Below are 18,285 nucleotides of genomic sequence, written 5' to 3' on the forward strand. Positions count from 1 at the left end.
GACCCCCCTAGGATTTTTGCTACCTATGTCATACTAACTTTCATTATACTTGAGTTATGGTGGAATGAGGGTATTGGAATATGCTAATAATTTGTTTAGGAGTGTGATTTGGATGTTGAAGATTTTTACGACTCAGTTGCAGGGTGTGTTTAATAGGGTTGGTTCGAGTGAGGAATTCGCATTTGAGGATGCGGCTAGGCTGTTGGCACAGGCTACTGTCGGGGACGGGCGCATTTATGTGCATGGTGTAAAGGAGATGAAAGCAGTGGAGGCGGAGGCCACGACTGGTGCGGAGCCGCTGATGAGCGCTACACTTTTATCCGATTTGGACAGTTATCATGATTTGACTGATACGGACCGGGCTTTGATTGTGTCCCGTTTTTCTACAGATGAAGAAGCGATTAATACGGCGAAGGCATTGAAGGAATTAGGTATTGAAATTGTGGGGATTTCGACGGTGGGGGAGGCAGAGCAAGTTGACTCGGCTGAAGCGGCGGAAACCTTAGATTCCTTGGCAGATGTACATATCGACATGAAGTTAAAGAAACCACTGATTCCGGGTGATGACGGAGAACGCTTTGGCTTCCCTTCTAGCATGGTGGCATTATATGTTTATCATGGCTTAGCTTTTACGTTGAAAGAGATTTTGGAAGAGCAGGAGTAAGAGGACACATTTTTTTCGTAGATGTGGCTTGAACAATGACAGGTTTCTTGTTTATTCCGCTGTTTTGGCGCTTCGGCTTCTACGATGACAGTTTCCATGTCTCCTCAGCTTTTCTGTCACCGTTCGGCCTCAACGGTGCCAGTTTCCCTGTTTCTCCCGCTACTTTGGCGCCGTTCGTCTTAGAGTACGATGCTCCAAGTTAATTTTCGATAAATTTTTAAAGGGTTTTACCCATTTTTATCGAAACAACCTTTATCGTAATTTTTCATGGGAGGTTTCGAGGAGTGTATTATCATGATTTAATCATAGAAAAAGCGACAACGGCGGATGGACCAGGCATAGTGGAGTTGTTAAAGAGCCGTGCTGCCGATTTAAAAAGCAAGGGTTCAATGCAATGGAGCTTCCTCCTTACCGGACAAGAGGATAGGGAAATTTTAGCACTCGTTTCAAAGGGGTTATTTTATAAGGCAGCTCTAGAATCTGGCATTCAGAATCAACCTCCCTCCGCTACCTTCATGCTCTCAAACACGCAAGAGGAATGGGACATCCACCTCTGGGGACAAGAGTACACCCGGGGTACCGTTTATTTACATAAGCTTGCTGTTGCTCTCGATCATAAAGGCGAGGGGCTAGGTGACCGCCTTGTGGACTGGATCAAGCAGCATGCAGAAGAGCAGGGCTATACAAAAATCCGGTTGGATTGTGTGGCTAGTGCACAGCTAAGAAGCTTTTACGACAAGCATGGCTTCATCCTATTAAAAATAGTCGATGACCACTGTTTGTATGAATGGACAACAAAGCGATAAGGAGGTTCAGCATGGAAAACGAAAAGTGTGATATAAAACGTGGCGTAAAAGAAAAGCCTCTAGAAGTGGTTGACGGTTACACGATAAAGTACCATGCAAACGGCAAAACCATTTGGTCCAAGGGGAAAATGTCAGGCGATCAACCTGAGGGCTATTGGGAATGGTATCGTGCCGATGGGACCATCAAGCGGTCAGGATATTTTGAGAATGGCGAACCTGTCGGGGAATGGATCACCTATGATAGCAAAGGTGAAAAATACAAAACCACGAATCGTGATAAAAAATAATAACCATAAAAAAGCTCAGAGCCATTAAAAACTCTGAGCTTTTTTCTATAAAATTAAGCCATTACCTCAGCATTTTTCAAAGATGCTGCCACAAAGTCGCGGAATAGCGGTTGTGGTCGGTTTGGTCTGGAAGTGAATTCTGGGTGGAATTGGGATGCAAGGAACCATGGGTGGTCTTTGATCTCAATCACTTCTACAAGGCGGCCGTCAGGGCTTGTACCGGAGAAGATGAATCCGTGCTCTTCCATTTGTTGACGATATTGGTTGTTGAACTCGTAGCGGTGACGGTGGCGTTCGTAAACCACTTCGTCTGCGTAAGCCTTTTGTGCCAAGGAATCGTCGTTCAACTTACAAGGGTATAGTCCAAGGCGCAATGTTCCGCCAAGGTCCTCGATGTCTTTTTGCTCTGGTAAAAGGTCGATGATTGGGAATGGCGTTTCCGGGTTAAGCTCAGCAGAGTGCGCACCTTCAAACCCAAGAACGTTACGTGCAAACTCAACAGAAGCAAGCTGCATGCCAAGACAGATACCGAAGAATGGCACCTTTTTCTCACGCGCATAGCGAATCGCTTCGATTTTCCCTTCTACGCCGCGGTCACCGAACCCGCCTGGTACAAGGATTCCGTCTGCGCTTTGCAATAGCTCGCCCACGTTTTCAGCTGTTACCTCTTCTGAGTTAATCCAGTTGATTTTCACATCTGCATCGTACTCGTATCCAGCATGACGCAATGCTTCCGCAACAGAAAGATATGCATCTTGAAGTTCCACATATTTTCCGACAAGGGCGATCGTCGTTTTCTTGGAAAGGTTTTTCACCTTGTTCACAAGTGCCGTCCATTCTGTCATGTCTGCCTCGCCTTTTGTCTCAAGCTTCAGGTGATCAACTACGATGTTGTCCATGTTTTGCGCTTGATAAGCTAATGGCACTTCGTAAAGCGTGTCCGCATCGATGGATTCAATAACCGCCTTCTCATCGATATCACAGAACAAGGCAATCTTGTCTTTCATATCTTGGGAGATCGGCATTTCAGAACGCAAGACGATGATGTTTGGCTGAATTCCAAGACCGCGAAGTTCTTTTACACTGTGTTGTGTCGGCTTTGTTTTCAGCTCACCTGCCACACGGATATAAGGAACAAGCGTACAGTGGATGTACATCACGTTGTCGCGACCGATGTCACTCTTGATTTGGCGGATTGCCTCAAGGTAAGGAAGTGACTCGATATCCCCTACTGTTCCACCGATTTCTGTGATAACGACGTCTGCATTCGTCTCACGGCCAGCACGGAAAACGCGCTCTTTGATTTCGTTTGTGATGTGCGGGATAACTTGAACTGTTCCGCCCAAATAGTCGCCGCGGCGTTCTTTTTTCAGGACAGTAGAGTAGATTTTCCCTGTTGTCACGTTGGAATATTTGTTCAGGTTAATGTCGATAAAACGCTCATAGTGACCTAAGTCCAAATCCGTTTCCGCACCGTCTCCTGTTACGAATACCTCACCATGTTGATAAGGACTCATTGTACCCGGGTCCACGTTGATATATGGATCAAACTTTTGAATCGTTACATCTAGCCCGCGATTTTTTAACAACCTACCCAAAGATGCAGCCGTAATCCCTTTACCTAAAGATGATACAACGCCACCTGTTACGAAAATATACTTTGTCATGCTGTCTCCCCCTCGAAATAATTTTATTTGAAAATAATAATAAGTAACGGATATGCTTTTAAGAGGCATTTAACATTTTTATCATTAGTCAAAAACACGAAATTCATTTACTAAAAAATGAAGCTGCCCCCAATTTCTCAGGTTCAGCATATGAATGTCTATTCACTAATAAAATAAAAAACGCCCCACTTGCCAGCATTTCTAGCAAGGGGAGCGTGTATATGTTCAACAAATTATACGTGTCCTTTTTTAAGGAGCCCAAAAAAGATTCTACCTAGTACAGGGTGAAAAGTCAAGGATTGAATTAACTTGCGAATTTTCACTTTTTTCGGTTGGAAGAAAATAAAAACACTCCCCATTTATCGTCCAGGGGAGTGTTTGCTAGAGGCGATTAGAGTTTATCTTCCTCATCCAATTCTTCGTCCTCTTCTTCTTCGTCTTCGAGTTCGTACTCGTCGTCTTCGATCAAGTCTTCTTCAAACTCTTCGTCGTCATCTTCGTCTGCATCATCATCGGCATCGTCAAAGTCTTCTTCTTCGACTTCCTCCTCTTCATAATCATCCAGATCGTCGAATTCTAATTCTTCTTCGTCCAACTCATCGAATTCGTCTGCGTCGATATCGTCATCATCTGCAGCCTTCTTCTTTTTCTTAGTCTTTGTCTTAACCTGAGGAGTTGTTTCTTCTTCTATTTGATCATAAGGATACCATGCACGAAGTCCCCATTGGTTTTCTCCAATACAAATGAAACGGCCGTCAATGTTCAAGTCCGTATAGAACTGAGACAACTTGCCTTTAAGATCTGCATCTGTAAAACCAGTGATTTTCTTGATCTCCGTAATTAATTCGCCAAAAGTCACAGACTGCTTCTGTTCGTTAAATAAAGCAGTAGCGATTTCGATCAATGACATCTCTTGCACTTGTTCTGCCGTTAAATGGTTTAATGCCAATGTCTGCACATCCTTTCTATATATGTAAAAAGACAATATTCATAGCAATTCCTAGAAAAATCCATACCACTCATTATAAACAAAATACCAATGTTTAATCCAGCATAAAATAAATCTTTCCCTCAAAAAAATGAAAAATGGGTAAAAAGGAGAAAAAATGAAGAAATAAAAAAAAGGGGGTCAGACCCCCAAAGGTATTTCCCTCTCCGCGTCGAACTCTATATAGTTAGCCCAGAAACCCCGGCTCGCCGAGGTCCCCGTGTATTTTATTTACGTATTTTTGTTTTAGATATTTTTGTTTACATATTCCTTCTGAATTGGCCGCCGACTTCGTAGAGGGCTGTGGTGATTTGGCCAAGGCTTGCGACTCTAACAGTTTCCATGAGTTCTTCGAAAATGTTGCCGCCGCTGATTGCCACTTGCTTCAACCTGCCTAATGCCTCTTCCACTTCAGCGGAATTCCGCTCTTGGAACGCTGCAAGATTGCGGATCTGCGTTTGTTTCTCCTCTTCTGTGGAGCGAGCAAGCTCAATATCATTCAAATCGTCCTCAGAAGGCGGATTTGGATTTTTATACGTGTTCACTCCGATGATTGGAAGCTCACCTGTATGCTTTTTCATCTCATAATACATCGACTCGTCCTGGATCTTCCCGCGCTGATACTGCGTCTCCATCGCACCAAGCACGCCACCGCGGTCGTTCAAGCGTTCAAACTCCTGCAGCACCATTTCTTCCACAAGGTCTGTCAGCTCTTCCACCACAAATGCCCCTTGCAATGGATTCTCGTTTTTCGCCAAGCCATGCTCTTTGGTGATGATCATCTGGATTGCCATCGCACGGCGCACAGATTCTTCTGTCGGCGTTGTAATCGCTTCATCATAGGCATTCGTATGCAGCGAGTTACAGTTGTCCTGAAGCGCCATCAAAGCCTGCAGCGTCGTACGGATATCGTTAAAGTCAATTTCCTGTGCGTGCAAGGAACGGCCGGACGTCTGAATATGGTACTTCAGCTTTTGACTGCGCTCATTGGCACCATATTTATTTTTCATCACCGTTGCCCAAATGCGACGCGCCACGCGACCTATCACCGTGTACTCTGCATCCAGTCCGTTACTGAAGAAGAACGACAAATTCGGCGCAAAGTCATCAATTTTCATACCGCGGCTCAAGTAATACTCCACATACGTGAAGCCATTTGCCAATGTGAAAGCCAATTGTGTAATCGGATTCGCGCCCGCTTCGGCAATATGGTATCCGGAAATCGAAACCGAATAGTAATTGCGGACTTTTTTATCGATAAAATATTGCTGGATATCGCCCATTACCCTTAAAGCAAACTCCGTCGAGAAAATGCACGTGTTCTGGCCTTGATCTTCTTTTAAGATATCCGCTTGGACCGTTCCGCGCACCGTCTGCATCGTAACCGCACGAACTTCCGCAAACTCTTCTACTGTCAGCACACGACCAAGCTCTTCTTCACGCTTTTGCACCTGCTGATCAATTGCCGTGTTCATAAACATCGCCAAAATAACTGGCGCCGGACCGTTGATCGTCATCGATACAGACGTGCTTGGCGCACACAGGTCAAAGCCTGCATACAACTTTTTCATGTCATCAAGGGTACAGATGCTCACGCCGCTGTTCCCGACTTTTCCGTAGATGTCCGGTCGCTCAGCAGGATCTTCCCCATACAACGTAACCGAGTCAAACGCTGTACTTAAGCGCTTCGCATCGTCATCCTTACTTAAATAATGAAAGCGGCGGTTTGTACGCTCTGGCGTCCCTTCCCCGGCGAACTGACGTTTCGGATCTTCGCCCTCACGCTTGAACGGGAACACACCTGCTGTATAAGGGAATTCCCCAGGTACGTTCTCGCGGTACACCCACTTCAAAATCTCCCCATAGTCGACATACTTCGGCAGGACCACTTTTGGGATCTTCAAGCCAGACAAAGTTTTCGTCGTAAGCTTTGTGATGATTTCCTTGTCGCGAATCTTTGTGACAAATTGATCTCCGGAGTATTTCTCCTTCTTTTCTTCCCAGCCAGCTAAAATTTTGCGGGAGTCGCTTGTCAATTTTTCTTCGTATTCACGGCGCAGCTCGGCAAGTGCCGCCACGAGCTCCTCACTTGAAGAACCTTCAGCAGACGCACCAGCAGCCTCCATCGCCCCATCCAACTGGAACAATTTCCGCGCCAACTCGACCTGCTCAGCAGCCATCTTATGATAATTACGGACCGTCTCACTGATCTCGCGCAAATAATAGCGGCGGTCATTCGGAATAATCACATTCTGCTTTTCCACATCTTTAGACGTCGGCAAGCTACTAGCGTAAGAAGATCCCGTCTTCTCATTCATCAACTCCAGCAACGCCGCAAAAAGCGTGTTCGTCCCCAAGTCATTGAACTGACTCGCAATCGTACCGTACACCGGCATTTCATCCAATTCCTTATCCCATAAAAGACGGCTGCGCTGATACTGCTTTTGAACCTGGCGCTTCGCATCCTCCGAACCTTTTCGCTCAAATTTATTAATGACAATCAAATCCGCGTAATCAATCATATCGATTTTTTCCAACTGAGATGGCGCCCCGAACTCACTTGTCATCACATACATCGAAATATCGCAAATCTCCGTGATTCCGGCATCCCCCTGCCCGATTCCGCTCGTCTCGACAATGATTAAGTCAAAGCCGGCAGCCTTCGTTACAGCAATCGCATCCTGAATCGCCAAGGAAAGCTCAGAACGGGATCCACGGGTCGCCAAGGAACGCATATAAACACGTGGGTTAAAAATCGCGTTCATGCGGATTCTGTCCCCAAGCAACGCGCCACCTGTCTTCTGCTTTGTCGGATCGATGGAAAGAATCGCGACCTTCTTATCTGGCACTTCATTTATAAACCGGCGGATCAATTCATCGGTAAGCGAGCTTTTCCCCGCTCCACCTGTCCCTGTAATCCCAAGGACCGGCACGGTTTTCTGCTTTTCTTTTACCTTAGCCAAGGCCGTTTGAGCCGTTGCCGCCACCTCTTCATCTGAAGTCACTTGCAGTTCAGATAAAGTGATCAGTTTCGCAATCGCCTGGTGATTGTCGGCATCCAGTAGCTCCACCTCGTCGCCAAGGGACTTGACCGTCACAAAGTCGCATTCCTTCAGCATCGAGTTGATCATCCCCTGCAGCCCATGCTCACGACCGTCTTCCGGCGAAAAGATACGCGCGATTCCGTATGCATGCAGTTCTTTTATTTCACTAGGAATGATAACACCGCCGCCACCGCCATAGATGCGGATGTGAGAGGCACCTTTTTCCTTCAGCAAATCATACATATATTTAAAATATTCGACATGGCCGCCCTGATAAGAGGAAATTGCGATCCCCTGCACATCCTCCTGGATCGCCGCGTTCACAATCTCTTCCACCGAACGGTTGTGGCCAAGGTGAATGACCTCGGCACCGCTTGCCTGGATGATGCGGCGCATGATATTGATCGAGGCGTCATGCCCGTCAAATAGACTTGAAGCTGTTACAAAACGAATATGGTTAGTTGGACGATAAACTTCCATTTTTCACATTCTCCCCCTTTGTAAGTCCGTGCACTAATAGTTCAATCTGGCCCTCGATATAGGCTTCCAGCTCAAAGTGCCTGTGCAGCACCCAGCGCCGGAATCCCCACATTTGACCTTGCACAAAAATGTTATGTGCCATCAATTGAATCTGCTGTTCTTTCATCGAAATCCCCTCTGCGGTCATGCAGTTTCGGATTACCTGCTCAAACATGGCAACCATCGCAAGCTCCTTGTTCAACACGTAAGGAAGCGCATCTTTTGATAGAGACTTTGCTTCCTGATACATGACAAGCACCTCATCCTGCATTTCATCCATTACCCGAAAATAGTACCGGATGGCGGACTTCAAGCTCTCCAGATTCCCCCGCTTCATGTCAAGTTCCTCCTGCAGCCGCTCGCCCACCTGGTCATAAATCCGGTCACAGACGAGGTAAAGGACATCTTCCTTCGTTCTGATATATTCATAGAGCGTGCCGATGCTGAAACCGGCCTCTTTCGCAATTTCCCTTGTTGTTGTGCGGTGGAAGCCCTTCTCTTTAAAAAGGCTCACCGCCCCCTTGATCATCTGGTCGCGGCGCTTCTCGATCAGCCGCTCGTCTTTTACGGATGCATGTACTTGACGTTTTTTCATCATCCTGTCCGTCACCTACTTACTTAGTAAGCATTCTGGAGATTACGAGACGTTGAATTTCTTGTGTTCCTTCATAAATTTGCGTAATTTTCGCATCCCTCATATAACGCTCAACCGGGTAGTCCTTCGTATAGCCGTAACCGCCGAACACTTGAACCGCTTCTGTTGTCACCTTCATCGCCGTGTCACCAGCGAACAGTTTGGACATCGCAGACTCCAAGCCATAGCTCAAGCCCTCGGACTCTCTCCATGCAGCCTGATACGTTAATAGTCTTGAAGCTTCCACTGCAGTCGCCATATCTGCCAGTTTAAAAGAAACACCCTGTTGTGCCGCGATCGGCTTCCCGAACTGAACGCGCTCTTTTGCATAAGCAACGGCAGCATCTAATGCACCTTGCGCAATCCCGACAGCCTGTGCAGCAATTCCGTTACGCCCGCCGTCAAGCGTCGTCATCGCCACTTTAAAGCCTTCACCCTCTGCGCCAAGCATGTTTTCTACCGGCACGCGGCAGTCTTCAAAAATGATTTCCGTTGTTGGTGAAGAACGAATGCCTAGTTTCTTCTCTTTTTTCCCAACGCTGAAGCCAGGGAAGTCCGCTTCAACGATAAACGCGCTCGTGCCCTTATGCTTGCTAGTCGGATCTGTCACCGCAAACACCACATAAATATCCGCAATTCCGCCGTTTGTGATGAAAATTTTCGAACCGTTCAGGACATAATGGTCACCGTCTAATTTTGCAGTTGTACGCATTCCGCCAGCATCAGATCCAGATCCCGGTTCCGTCAGGCCGTAGCCGCCAATGCTTGTTCCTTGCGCAAGTGGCACCAAGTATTTTTGCTTTTGCTCCTCTGTTCCGTACTTGTAGATCGGCCAGCTCGCAAGTGACGTGTGCGCAGAAAGGGTTACTCCTGTAGAAGCACAAACACGTGAAAGTTCCTCGACCGCGATGCAATACGCCAGGTAGTCACTGCCGATCCCGCCGTACTCTTCCGGAAACGGAATTCCTGTTAAACCAAGGTCCGCCATCTTTTTGAAAATATCCATGTCAAAGCGTTCTTCCTCGTCACGCTCTGCTGCAGTCGGTTCCACTTCGTTCTTGGCAAAATCGCGTACCATTTTGCGAATCATTTCATGTTCTTCTGATAGTTGAAAGTTCATATTTTTCATCCCCCGATGAGTTAGTTTTTTTGTTGCTTTATGGAACGGTCAAATTTTAACCGTCCCCCATCAATTCATCAAATGCTTCCCAATCACCAATCTCTGAATCTCGCTCGTGCCCTCATAAATCTCACAAACCTTCGCGTCACGGAAATAGCGCTCGACTGGATAATCCTTCGTATAACCGTAGCCGCCGAACACTTGGACCGCTTCAATCGCCACGTTCATCGCCGTCTGTGAAGCAAAAAGCTTTGCCATGGATGCTTCTTTTCCACAAGGTTTGCCCAAAGCACGCAAGTTTGCCGCGCGGTACGTTAACAGTCTTGCACCTTCCACCGCGGTCGCCATGTCTGCCAGTTTAAAAGAAACACCCTGTTGTGCCGCTATTGGCTTGCCGAACTGGACGCGTTCTTTTGCATAGGCTGTTGCCGCTTGCACTGCTGCTTCCGCAATACCAAGGGACTGCGCCGCGATGCCGATTCGGCCGACATCAAGGTTGGCCATCGCAATTTTGAACCCTTCGCCTTCCGCTCCAAGCAGATTTGCCACCGGAACTTTCGCGTCTTCAAATGTCAGCTGGACTGTTTTCGACCCATGCAAGCCCATTTTGTGCTCATCTTTTCCGATTACAAATCCTGGAGTGTCTTTATCGACGATGAACGCGGAAACTCCCTTCGTTCCAAGCTCCGGATTAGTCGAAGCAAATACGATATACGTGTCTGCCTCCCCGCCATTTGTGATGAACACCTTTGCACCGTTCAACACATAGTGGTCGCCTTGTTTCACGGCACGTGTTTTCAGGCTTCCTGCATCAGAACCCGCACTCGGCTCCGTCAAACAGAATGCGCCAAGGTACTCGCCGGATGCTAGCTTCGTCACATATTTTTGTTTCTGTTCTTCTGTGCCAAAATAAAGAATTGGATTCGTCCCGACCGACGTGTGTACAGACAGGATCACCCCGACTGTCGCACTCACTCGGGAAAGCTCGTTGATCGCGATGATGTAGGAAGGAAAGTCCATTCCCGCTCCGCCGTACTCTTCCGGAATGGTCATTCCCATCAATCCAAGGTCCGCCATTTTACGCAAAATCTCACGTGGGAACTCGCCCTCTTCCATTTTTTCCACAAAAGGTGCAATTTCGGTTTCTGCGAAATCGCGCACCATTTTCCGAACCATTTCCTGCTCTTCTGTAAAACGTAAATTCATCCCATTCGTCCCCTCTCCTGCTGTCTAGATAAATTACCCCTTGTTGCCATCAAGCCATTCTCACGTCTCGTACGTATAAAACCCTCGACCTGTTTTGCGGCCCAGCCAGCCAGCTTTCACATATTTTCTAAGCAACGGACATGGACGGTATTTGTCATCGCCAAAACCTTCATGCAATGTTTCCATGATGTACAGACAAGTGTCGAGTCCGATAAAATCGGCAAGTGTCAACGGCCCCATCGGATGGTTCATACCAAGCTTCATGACTTCATCGATTGCTTCCGGCGTTGCAACACCTTCGTAAACGGTGAAAATCGCTTCGTTGATCATCGGCATTAACACGCGGTTGGATACAAACCCAGGGAAGTCATTCACTTCCACCGGCACTTTGGAAAGTTTTTTCGTCATATCTTCAATCGCACCGTATACTTCGTCTGCTGTCTGCAAGCCGCGAATGATTTCGACAAGCTTCATGACAGGAACAGGATTCATGAAGTGCATCCCGATAACTTTTTCTGGTCTCCCGGTTGCTGCCGCAATTTCCGTGATCGGTAGCGAAGATGTATTTGTCGCCAAAATGGTGTGAGCCGGCGCGTGCTGGTCAAGCTCGGCAAAAATTTTCTTTTTGATGTCCATGTTTTCGACTGCCGCTTCGATGACGATGTCGACGTGTTTAGCGTCTTCAAGTGTTGTGGTCGTTTGCAGGCGACCAAGTACTGAAGCTTTCTCGTCCTCTGTCATGCGCCCTTTTTCCACGGATCTGCCTAAATTTTTCGTGATGCCCGAAAGTCCGCGGTCGAGAAACTCCTGTTTTAAATCGTTCATATATACGTCATAACCTGCCATCGCACAAACCTGTGCGATACCAGAGCCCATCTGTCCTGCGCCGATTACCATTACTTTTTGAATTGTCATGTTCTGATTCCTCCTAAAAGTTTCTCTCGCTTATACTTGAACCAAAATTGCATCACCCTGTCCGCCGCCTGAGCAGATAGAAGCAATTCCCAGACCGCCGCCGCGGCGTTTTAATTCATGAATTAACGACACGATGATACGTGCTCCACTTGCCCCGATCGGATGTCCGAGTGCAACTGCCCCGCCGTTCACATTCACTTTCTCGAGGTCCAGTCCAGCAAGGTTAGCCGATGCCAACGCTACCGCTGCGAACGCTTCATTTATTTCAAAAAGATCGATATCTTCAAGCTTTGTACCTGTTTTCTTTAAAAGTTCGGTGATGACAAGCCCCGGCGTTTTCGGGAAATCCTTTGCTTCCACTGCGATGGACGCGTGGCCTAGGATAGTCGCAAGCACTTCTTTTCCTTCTTTTGCCGCGCGGTCTTCGCTCATCAACACAAGCGCACTTGCTCCGTCATTCACTCCTGGTGCGTTTCCTGCCGTTATCGTGCCGTCATGGTCAAATGCCGGTCGCAAGCTTGCCAGTTTCTCAATAGATGTATCTTTACGTGGAGACTCATCCTTGCTCACGACGATCGGATCGCCTTTTCGATGCGGGACGGAAACTGGGACGATCTCTGCATAAAATGTACCTTTTTCTGTTGCTTCGATGGCTCTCTGGTGACTTCTGAACGCCCATGCATCCTGGTCTTCACGGGTGATTTCCATTTCTTTTGCGACGCTGTTTCCGTATGTGCCCATGTGCACGCCTGTGAAGGTACAAGTTAGGCCGTCATGGACCATCAAGTCTTGCACGGTGCTGTCGCCCATACGCAGTCCCCATCTTGCTTTTGGCAGCATGTATGGCGCGTTGCTCATGGATTCCATTCCGCCTACTACGATGACTTCTTCTTCCCCGGAGCGGATGAGGATGTCACCGAGTGTGACGCTGCGCATGCCGGATGCACAAACTTTGTTGATGGTTTCGGTGCGTACTTCCCATGGCAGTCCTGCTTTTTGGGAGGCTTGGCGGGATGGCAGTTGGCCTTGGCCTCCTTGTAGGACGGTGCCCATGATGACTTCGCCTACTTGGTCGCCTGATACGTTTGCTCTTGATAGTGCTTCTTTGATGGCGACTGCTCCTAGGTCTGAGGCTGTGAGTGAGCTTAGTCCTCCTGCGAAACGCCCGATTGGTGTTCTTACTCCACTAACGATTACTGTTTTTCCCATGGTTAACATCCTCCTTTAAAATTGAAAAAGTTTGCGGTGACTCCCAGTTGCTTTGCGTTCCAGGTGTTCGCTTTCCGCGGGAAGGTGTTTGAGCCTCCTCGCTTCGCTGCGGGGTCTCAATCAACCTTTTCTCCCCCGCAGGAGTCTCACACCTTGCACTCCAAGCAACTGGGTAAACTAACTCAGTACCGGTTGTTACCGCTTACAATTGCTATGTTTTAAAAACTGAACGACCGCTCAGTTTTGGTTTAAAAGCATATGGTGCACGCAGTAAACTACGTACACCTTGTATGCTCGGTTCTATTATTCTATTAAGATACTAATACTTGTTTTTCGCCGATGACGGAGCGCTCAAGTAGTTCTGCTACATCATAGGTCCCGACGTTTTCTTCTACTTCTTTCGCTTTCGTTCCGTCGGAAAGCATCGTCAGGCAGTACGGACAGCCAGAGCTGATGACGCTTGGTGCGACTTCGAGTGCTTGTTCGGTACGGGCGACGTTGACGCGTGTGCCTGTATCCTCTTCCATCCACATAAGTCCTCCGCCGGCTCCACAGCACATTCCCGTTTCGCGGCTGCGGTTCATTTCGACCACTTTGACGCCTGGGATGGCTTTCAGGATATCACGAGGCGGTTCGTATACTTCGTTATATCTTCCGAGGTAGCAGGAATCGTGATACGTGATGGTTTCTTTCACCTCATGTACTGGTGTGAGTTTGCCTTCTTTCACAAGCTCTGCAAGTACTTCTGTATGGTGGTAGACTTCAGCTTCTAAGCCGAAATCAGGGTACTCGTTTTTGAAAATGTTATAAGCATGCGGGTCGATTGTGACGATTTTCTTGACTTCGTTTTTCTCGAATTCCGCAATATTGCTTGTTGCAAGCTCTTGGAATAGAAATTCATTTCCTAGACGGCGCGGCGTATCTCCGGAGTTTTTCTCCTTGTTGCCGAGAATCGCGAACTTCACGCCAGCTTCGTTCATTAATTTTGCAAAAGAGATGGCGATTTTCTGGGAGCGGTTATCGAAAGATCCCATGGACCCTACCCAGAACAGGTACTCAAACTCTTCGCCTGCTTTCTTCATTTCTTTTACCGTTGGAATGCTAACTTCCGGTGCTGCATCGCGCCAGTTTTCGCGTTCTTTACGGTTAAGCCCCCAAGGATTCCCTTGGCGCTCGATGTTGGTCATCGCACGCTGCGCATCCGCATCCATTTTTCCTTCTGTAAGAACCAGGTAACGGCGAAGGTCGATAATTTTATCCACGTGCTCGTTCATTACCGGACATTGGTCCTCACAGTTACGACAGGTCGTACATGCCCAGATCTCTTCTTCAGTGATGACATCACCGATCAGGCTCGGGCTGTATTCAATCGTTGCGGCGCTTTCTTGTGCACCTTTTCCGGCAGCCGACATCATAGCAAGTTGATTTCCATGCGTGTTATTGAACGCATATGTCGGTACCCAAGGGGATTTGGACGTGATGGCCGCTCCCTTGTCTGTCAAGTGGTCACGGATTTTAATGATTAAATCCATTGGTGACAACATTTTCCCTGTTCCTGTTGCCGGACACATGTTGGTACAGCGTCCACACTCCACACAGGCGTACATATCGATTAATTGGTATTGGGTGAAGTCTTCAACTTTTCCAACGCCAAATGTCTCTTGTGTTTCATCTTCAAAATCGATTTTTTCAAGTTTTCCTGGGTTCGTTGTACGGTGAAAAAATACGTTCGCAGGTCCTGCAATTAAATGCGCGTGCTTGGATTGCGGTACGTACACCAGGAATGTTAATAGGAATAACAGGTGAATCCACCAGCCGACATAGAATAATGCGATGGCTGCCGTTTCATTGATCCAACTGAACATGAGTGCGAATAGTGATGCCACCGGCTCGCTCCATGTTAAGCCATGATCATGCCAGATAAGTCCCATTCCGTTTGAAAATAGTACGGAAAGCATTAATCCACCGATAAATAGTAATACCAGACCGGATTTGAAGCCTCTTTTTAAGCGAACTAACTTTTCTACGTAGCGGCGGTAGAAAGCCCAAACAACCGCAACGAGAATCATCAGTGTTACTAGCTCTTGGAAAAATGTAAAGGCCGGATATAATGGCCCAAGCGGTAAATGCGCGTTTGGAACAAGCCCTTTGATAATGAGATCCAGCGCCCCAAGCTGAACCATAAGAAATCCATAGAAGAACATGACGTGGATGATTCCACTTTTCTTATCCTTCAATAATTTTTTCTGGCCAAAAACATTGACCCAGACTTTGTCTAATCGTTCTTTCACTTTGTTGTCGAATTCTACTTTTTTCCCAAGTTTGATGAATTGAATTCTTGTTCTGATCAAGTAAACAAACAGCGATAATGCGTAAGCGGTTACAATTATCGTTAAAATCCAATTGGCGATTAACAAACCGTTACTCACATCTCCCACTCCTTTCGTGTCCCCTTTTTTCTGTCGGCCTTTTGCGTGTTTTTGTAACGAAAGAGCCTCAATGTTTGGAAAGAATATAATTTTCAGAACTTTAGTAATTTAAGTATATCTTATAACTGAATGAGCATTCAGTCAACACATTTAGTTATAAAACTGGCTTTATTTTTCTGTGAATTAGGGTATGGGTAATTAGTTATAGGATAAGAACGATCAGATACGTAAAAACTAAATGGACGCGTTTTCGGGAGGGAAAAGGATGGAAATTGCATTATACATTATTGGCGCAATTGGACTTATTCTTGCTTGGTTGGCACTTGATTTACATTTAGGAAGAAAGAAGCATTTAAAAGAAAGCAAACGGTTGAAGTTTCCCAAAAGGCAGAGTGAGATTTTCCTCTACGCTGACGGGAACTTGCTGTATAAGGATTTATATCACGACATGCGCCACGCCACCAGCCACATTCACTCCCTCTTTTACATGGTACGTGACGATCACGCAAGCAAGGAATTTCTGTCGATTTTAAAAGATAAGGCAGATCAGGGGTTAGAGGTTCGGCTCCTTCTTGATTATTTTGGATCCTTTGATGTAAAAAAAGAGACAATCAAAGAACTCGAACAGCATGGCATTGAAGTGGAGGTCTATCATAAGCCTGCCTTCCCTTTCTTTTTTTTCAGCATTAACCAGCGAAATCACCGGAAAATTACGGTGATTGATGGGAAAATCGGGTATGTTGGAGGATTCAATATCGGAAAGGAATACCTTGGACAGGATCCGGAGTTTGGCGTGTGGCGCGACTACCATCTCAAGCTTGAGGGGGAAGGTGTGCAGGACCTTCAGGCACAGTTTATCCAGAACTGGGAGCAGGCCGGTGATTTTCCACCTGGTGAGTGGGGCGAAATGTATTATCCGGAGTTGGTGAAAGGCCCCATCACGCACAAGTTGGTCCCGACGAATGGCGGGCATTTGACGGATACCTTTTTAAAGCTGATTCAAAAAGCAGAGAAGTCCATCATCATCTGCACGCCTTATTTTATTCCAAGTGAGCCTTTGCATGAGGAGTTGCTCTCTGCTCTTGCACGCGGAGTGAAAGTAACTGTTCTTGTTCCCGCCAAAGCAGATCACCCCTTGGTGATGGATGCAGCATTTCCTTATTTTAAGACGGTTATTTCTGCCGGTGCAGAGGTATATCGCTTTTATTTAGGATTCTACCATGCGAAGGTTATGGTGATTGATGACCACACCTGTGATATTGGAACGGCTAACTTTGATAAACGTAGCTTGTTTTTAAACAATGAAATTAACTGTTTGATTTTTGATAAGGAGTTTGTACACAAGACGGTTCAGGAAATCCATAAGGACATTCATAATTCTGAAAAGTTGACGCTTGAGTTTATCGAGAATCGTTCTTTAATGGCAAAAGGTCGAGAACAACTTTCTAAGATTCTCGCTCCGCTGATGTAGCGAGTTTTAGATTTTCATTTAAAAAGGAGCCGGTTGCATGAGGATTCGCTTTGGATTTGTATCACAATCATGGACGCTCTGGGAAGCCTCCCCTGCCAGAGCACTCACCTATACTCGTTATAAACAGATGTCTGCCGAGGAGGGGCGGGAAAAGTTACTCTCTGTGACGCGTGAGAATTTAATGAACACGCTGCGGACGATTTACTTTTGCATCGCGCACGAAATTAAAGTGTTCCGCTTCTCCTCTTCCATTGTTCCGCTTGCAACACATCCGGATGTAAAGTGGGACTTTGTTAAGGAGTTTGGCGATGAATTCAAGGAGATTGGCGATTTGGTAAAGCGCTATGGCATGCGTTCGAGCTTTCATCCCAATCAATTTACCTTGTTTACGAGTGATAAGCCGCATATAACGGAGAATGCGGTCATTGATATGGTGTACCACTATGACATGCTGAAGGCCATGGGGCTAGAGGATCAGGGGACGATCAATATCCATGTCGGTGGGGCTTACGGGAACAAGGAGCTTGCGGTGGAACGGTTTCGGGAGAATTTGAAGCAGTTACCGGATGAGGTCCGGGCACGGATGACATTGGAAAACGATGATAAGACCTACACAACAGAGGAAACATTGGTGTTGTGCGAGGAGCTTGGAATCCCCCTTGCGTTTGATTACCATCACGAGTACGCCAATCCGAGTTCTATGTCATGGGAAGAGCTTCTTCCACGTGTGTATGCGACGTGGAAGGATATTGGCATCATTCCAAAGATCCATATCTCCTCCCCTATTTCAGAAAAAAAATTGCGCCACCATGCGGACTTTGTGGATTTGCAATTTCTGATGGAGTTTTTAAAAGTGGTTGTCGGACTTGGACAGGATGTTGACTTTATGGTGGAAGCAAAACGGAAAGACGAAGCCGCACTGCAACTATGCGAAGACATCGCCAAAATCAGAGGTGTCAAACGAATTACCGGCGGTGCGGTGGAATGGTAAAGTGATAAAGAAGTAAAGAGGGGTCTGACCCTCACCGCTCTAATGCGGTGAAGGATCAGACCCCTCTCTCTTAGTTGCTTGATTGGAAGATCGGTGCGACCCAGGTGAATAGGCGGTAGCCGAGGTAGATGCCGACGATTCCTACGATGCCGGAGAATACGGGTGGTGCTGGGATTGGCAGGCGGAACAGGGCGAAAAGGAATCCTACGACCATACCTGTTGCTAGTGCTAATAAGCTTTCTTTCATAGTGGAAAACTCCCTTGTTGTTTTATCTTATGTTGTTTATTTTGGCCAAAAGAAAGCTCTCTACTCTAATTTCTAGTAGAGAGCTTTT

15 protein-coding genes are annotated in these 18,285 nt (G+C 46.9%); 5 read left to right on the top strand and 10 right to left on the bottom strand.

The genetic code is table 11. The annotated features are described in order from the left end of the window. The first annotated feature begins 112 nt into the window (after window positions 1-112). The 3 genes from B4U37_RS20550 (at window position 113) to B4U37_RS20560 (ending at window position 1,757) form a co-directional block, all read left to right on the top strand. Window positions 113-664 carry a DUF2529 domain-containing protein gene (locus B4U37_RS20550; RefSeq protein ID WP_088019763.1) on the top strand — a complete coding sequence of 184 codons (552 nt, stop codon included), beginning with the start codon at window positions 113-115 and terminating at the stop codon, window positions 662-664. A gap of 284 nt (window positions 665-948) precedes the next feature. Continuing rightward, entirely contained in the window at window positions 949-1,470 is a 522-nt protein-coding gene (locus tag B4U37_RS20555) for a GNAT family N-acetyltransferase (protein WP_088019765.1), read from the top strand. A gap of 11 nt (window positions 1,471-1,481) precedes the next feature. Beyond that, window positions 1,482-1,757, top strand: coding sequence for a toxin-antitoxin system YwqK family antitoxin (locus tag B4U37_RS20560; protein ID WP_088019766.1), 276 nt, complete (start codon window positions 1,482-1,484; stop codon window positions 1,755-1,757). A gap of 53 nt (window positions 1,758-1,810) precedes the next feature. Here the strand turns inward: B4U37_RS20560 and B4U37_RS20565 are convergent, their stop codons facing one another. From B4U37_RS20565 to B4U37_RS20605, 9 genes are all read right to left on the bottom strand, one after another. Continuing rightward, window positions 1,811-3,424: a CTP synthase gene (locus B4U37_RS20565; protein ID WP_088019768.1), complete on the bottom strand. Its 1,614-nt coding sequence runs from the start codon at window positions 3,422-3,424 to the stop codon at window positions 1,811-1,813. Between the two features lie 391 nt (window positions 3,425-3,815). Beyond that, on the bottom strand, window positions 3,816-4,373 hold the full coding sequence (rpoE, locus tag B4U37_RS20570) for a DNA-directed RNA polymerase subunit delta (protein WP_088019771.1): 558 nt from the start codon (window positions 4,371-4,373) through the stop codon (window positions 3,816-3,818). Between the two features lie 299 nt (window positions 4,374-4,672). Then, window positions 4,673-7,936, bottom strand: a complete 3,264-nt coding sequence (gene icmF / locus B4U37_RS20575; protein WP_088019773.1) for a fused isobutyryl-CoA mutase/GTPase IcmF — start codon at window positions 7,934-7,936, stop codon at window positions 4,673-4,675. Next, a complete protein-coding gene (locus B4U37_RS20580) occupies window positions 7,914-8,570 on the bottom strand; it encodes a TetR/AcrR family transcriptional regulator (RefSeq protein ID WP_034775014.1) in 657 nt (218 codons plus the stop codon). Before B4U37_RS20580 ends, icmF begins: the two co-directional genes overlap by 23 nt. A gap of 19 nt (window positions 8,571-8,589) precedes the next feature. After that, entirely contained in the window at window positions 8,590-9,729 is a 1,140-nt protein-coding gene (locus B4U37_RS20585; RefSeq protein ID WP_088019775.1) for an acyl-CoA dehydrogenase, read from the bottom strand. A 69-nt stretch (window positions 9,730-9,798) separates the two neighbouring features. Next, window positions 9,799-10,935, bottom strand: coding sequence for an acyl-CoA dehydrogenase (locus B4U37_RS20590; protein ID WP_088019777.1), 1,137 nt, complete (start codon window positions 10,933-10,935; stop codon window positions 9,799-9,801). A 60-nt stretch (window positions 10,936-10,995) separates the two neighbouring features. Next, entirely contained in the window at window positions 10,996-11,850 is an 855-nt protein-coding gene (locus B4U37_RS20595; protein ID WP_088019779.1) for a 3-hydroxybutyryl-CoA dehydrogenase, read from the bottom strand. Between the two features lie 30 nt (window positions 11,851-11,880). Continuing rightward, window positions 11,881-13,059 (bottom strand): acetyl-CoA C-acetyltransferase, encoded by a 1,179-nt coding sequence (locus B4U37_RS20600; RefSeq protein WP_088019781.1) that lies wholly within the window; start codon window positions 13,057-13,059, stop codon window positions 11,881-11,883. Between the two features lie 311 nt (window positions 13,060-13,370). Next, window positions 13,371-15,488 (bottom strand): (Fe-S)-binding protein, encoded by a 2,118-nt coding sequence (locus tag B4U37_RS20605; protein ID WP_088020386.1) that lies wholly within the window; start codon window positions 15,486-15,488, stop codon window positions 13,371-13,373. A gap of 265 nt (window positions 15,489-15,753) precedes the next feature. Between B4U37_RS20605 and cls the strand changes: the two genes are divergently transcribed. Both cls and uvsE read left to right on the top strand, forming a co-directional pair. Then, a complete protein-coding gene (gene cls / locus B4U37_RS20610) occupies window positions 15,754-16,959 on the top strand; it encodes a cardiolipin synthase (protein ID WP_088019783.1) in 1,206 nt (401 codons plus the stop codon). Window positions 16,960-16,996: 37 nt separating this feature from the next. Continuing rightward, window positions 16,997-17,950: a UV DNA damage repair endonuclease UvsE gene (uvsE, locus tag B4U37_RS20615; protein ID WP_088019785.1), complete on the top strand. Its 954-nt coding sequence runs from the start codon at window positions 16,997-16,999 to the stop codon at window positions 17,948-17,950. Window positions 17,951-18,020: 70 nt separating this feature from the next. On the opposite strand, the gene B4U37_RS20620 is transcribed toward uvsE, so the two are convergent. Further along, window positions 18,021-18,197: a XapX domain-containing protein gene (locus tag B4U37_RS20620; protein WP_010197488.1), complete on the bottom strand. Its 177-nt coding sequence runs from the start codon at window positions 18,195-18,197 to the stop codon at window positions 18,021-18,023. Window positions 18,198-18,285 lie beyond the last annotated feature (88 nt).

This window comes from Sutcliffiella horikoshii (genome assembly GCF_002157855.1).
GTDB classification, from domain to species: Bacteria; Bacillota; Bacilli; order Bacillales; family Bacillaceae_I; genus Sutcliffiella_A; species Sutcliffiella_A horikoshii_C.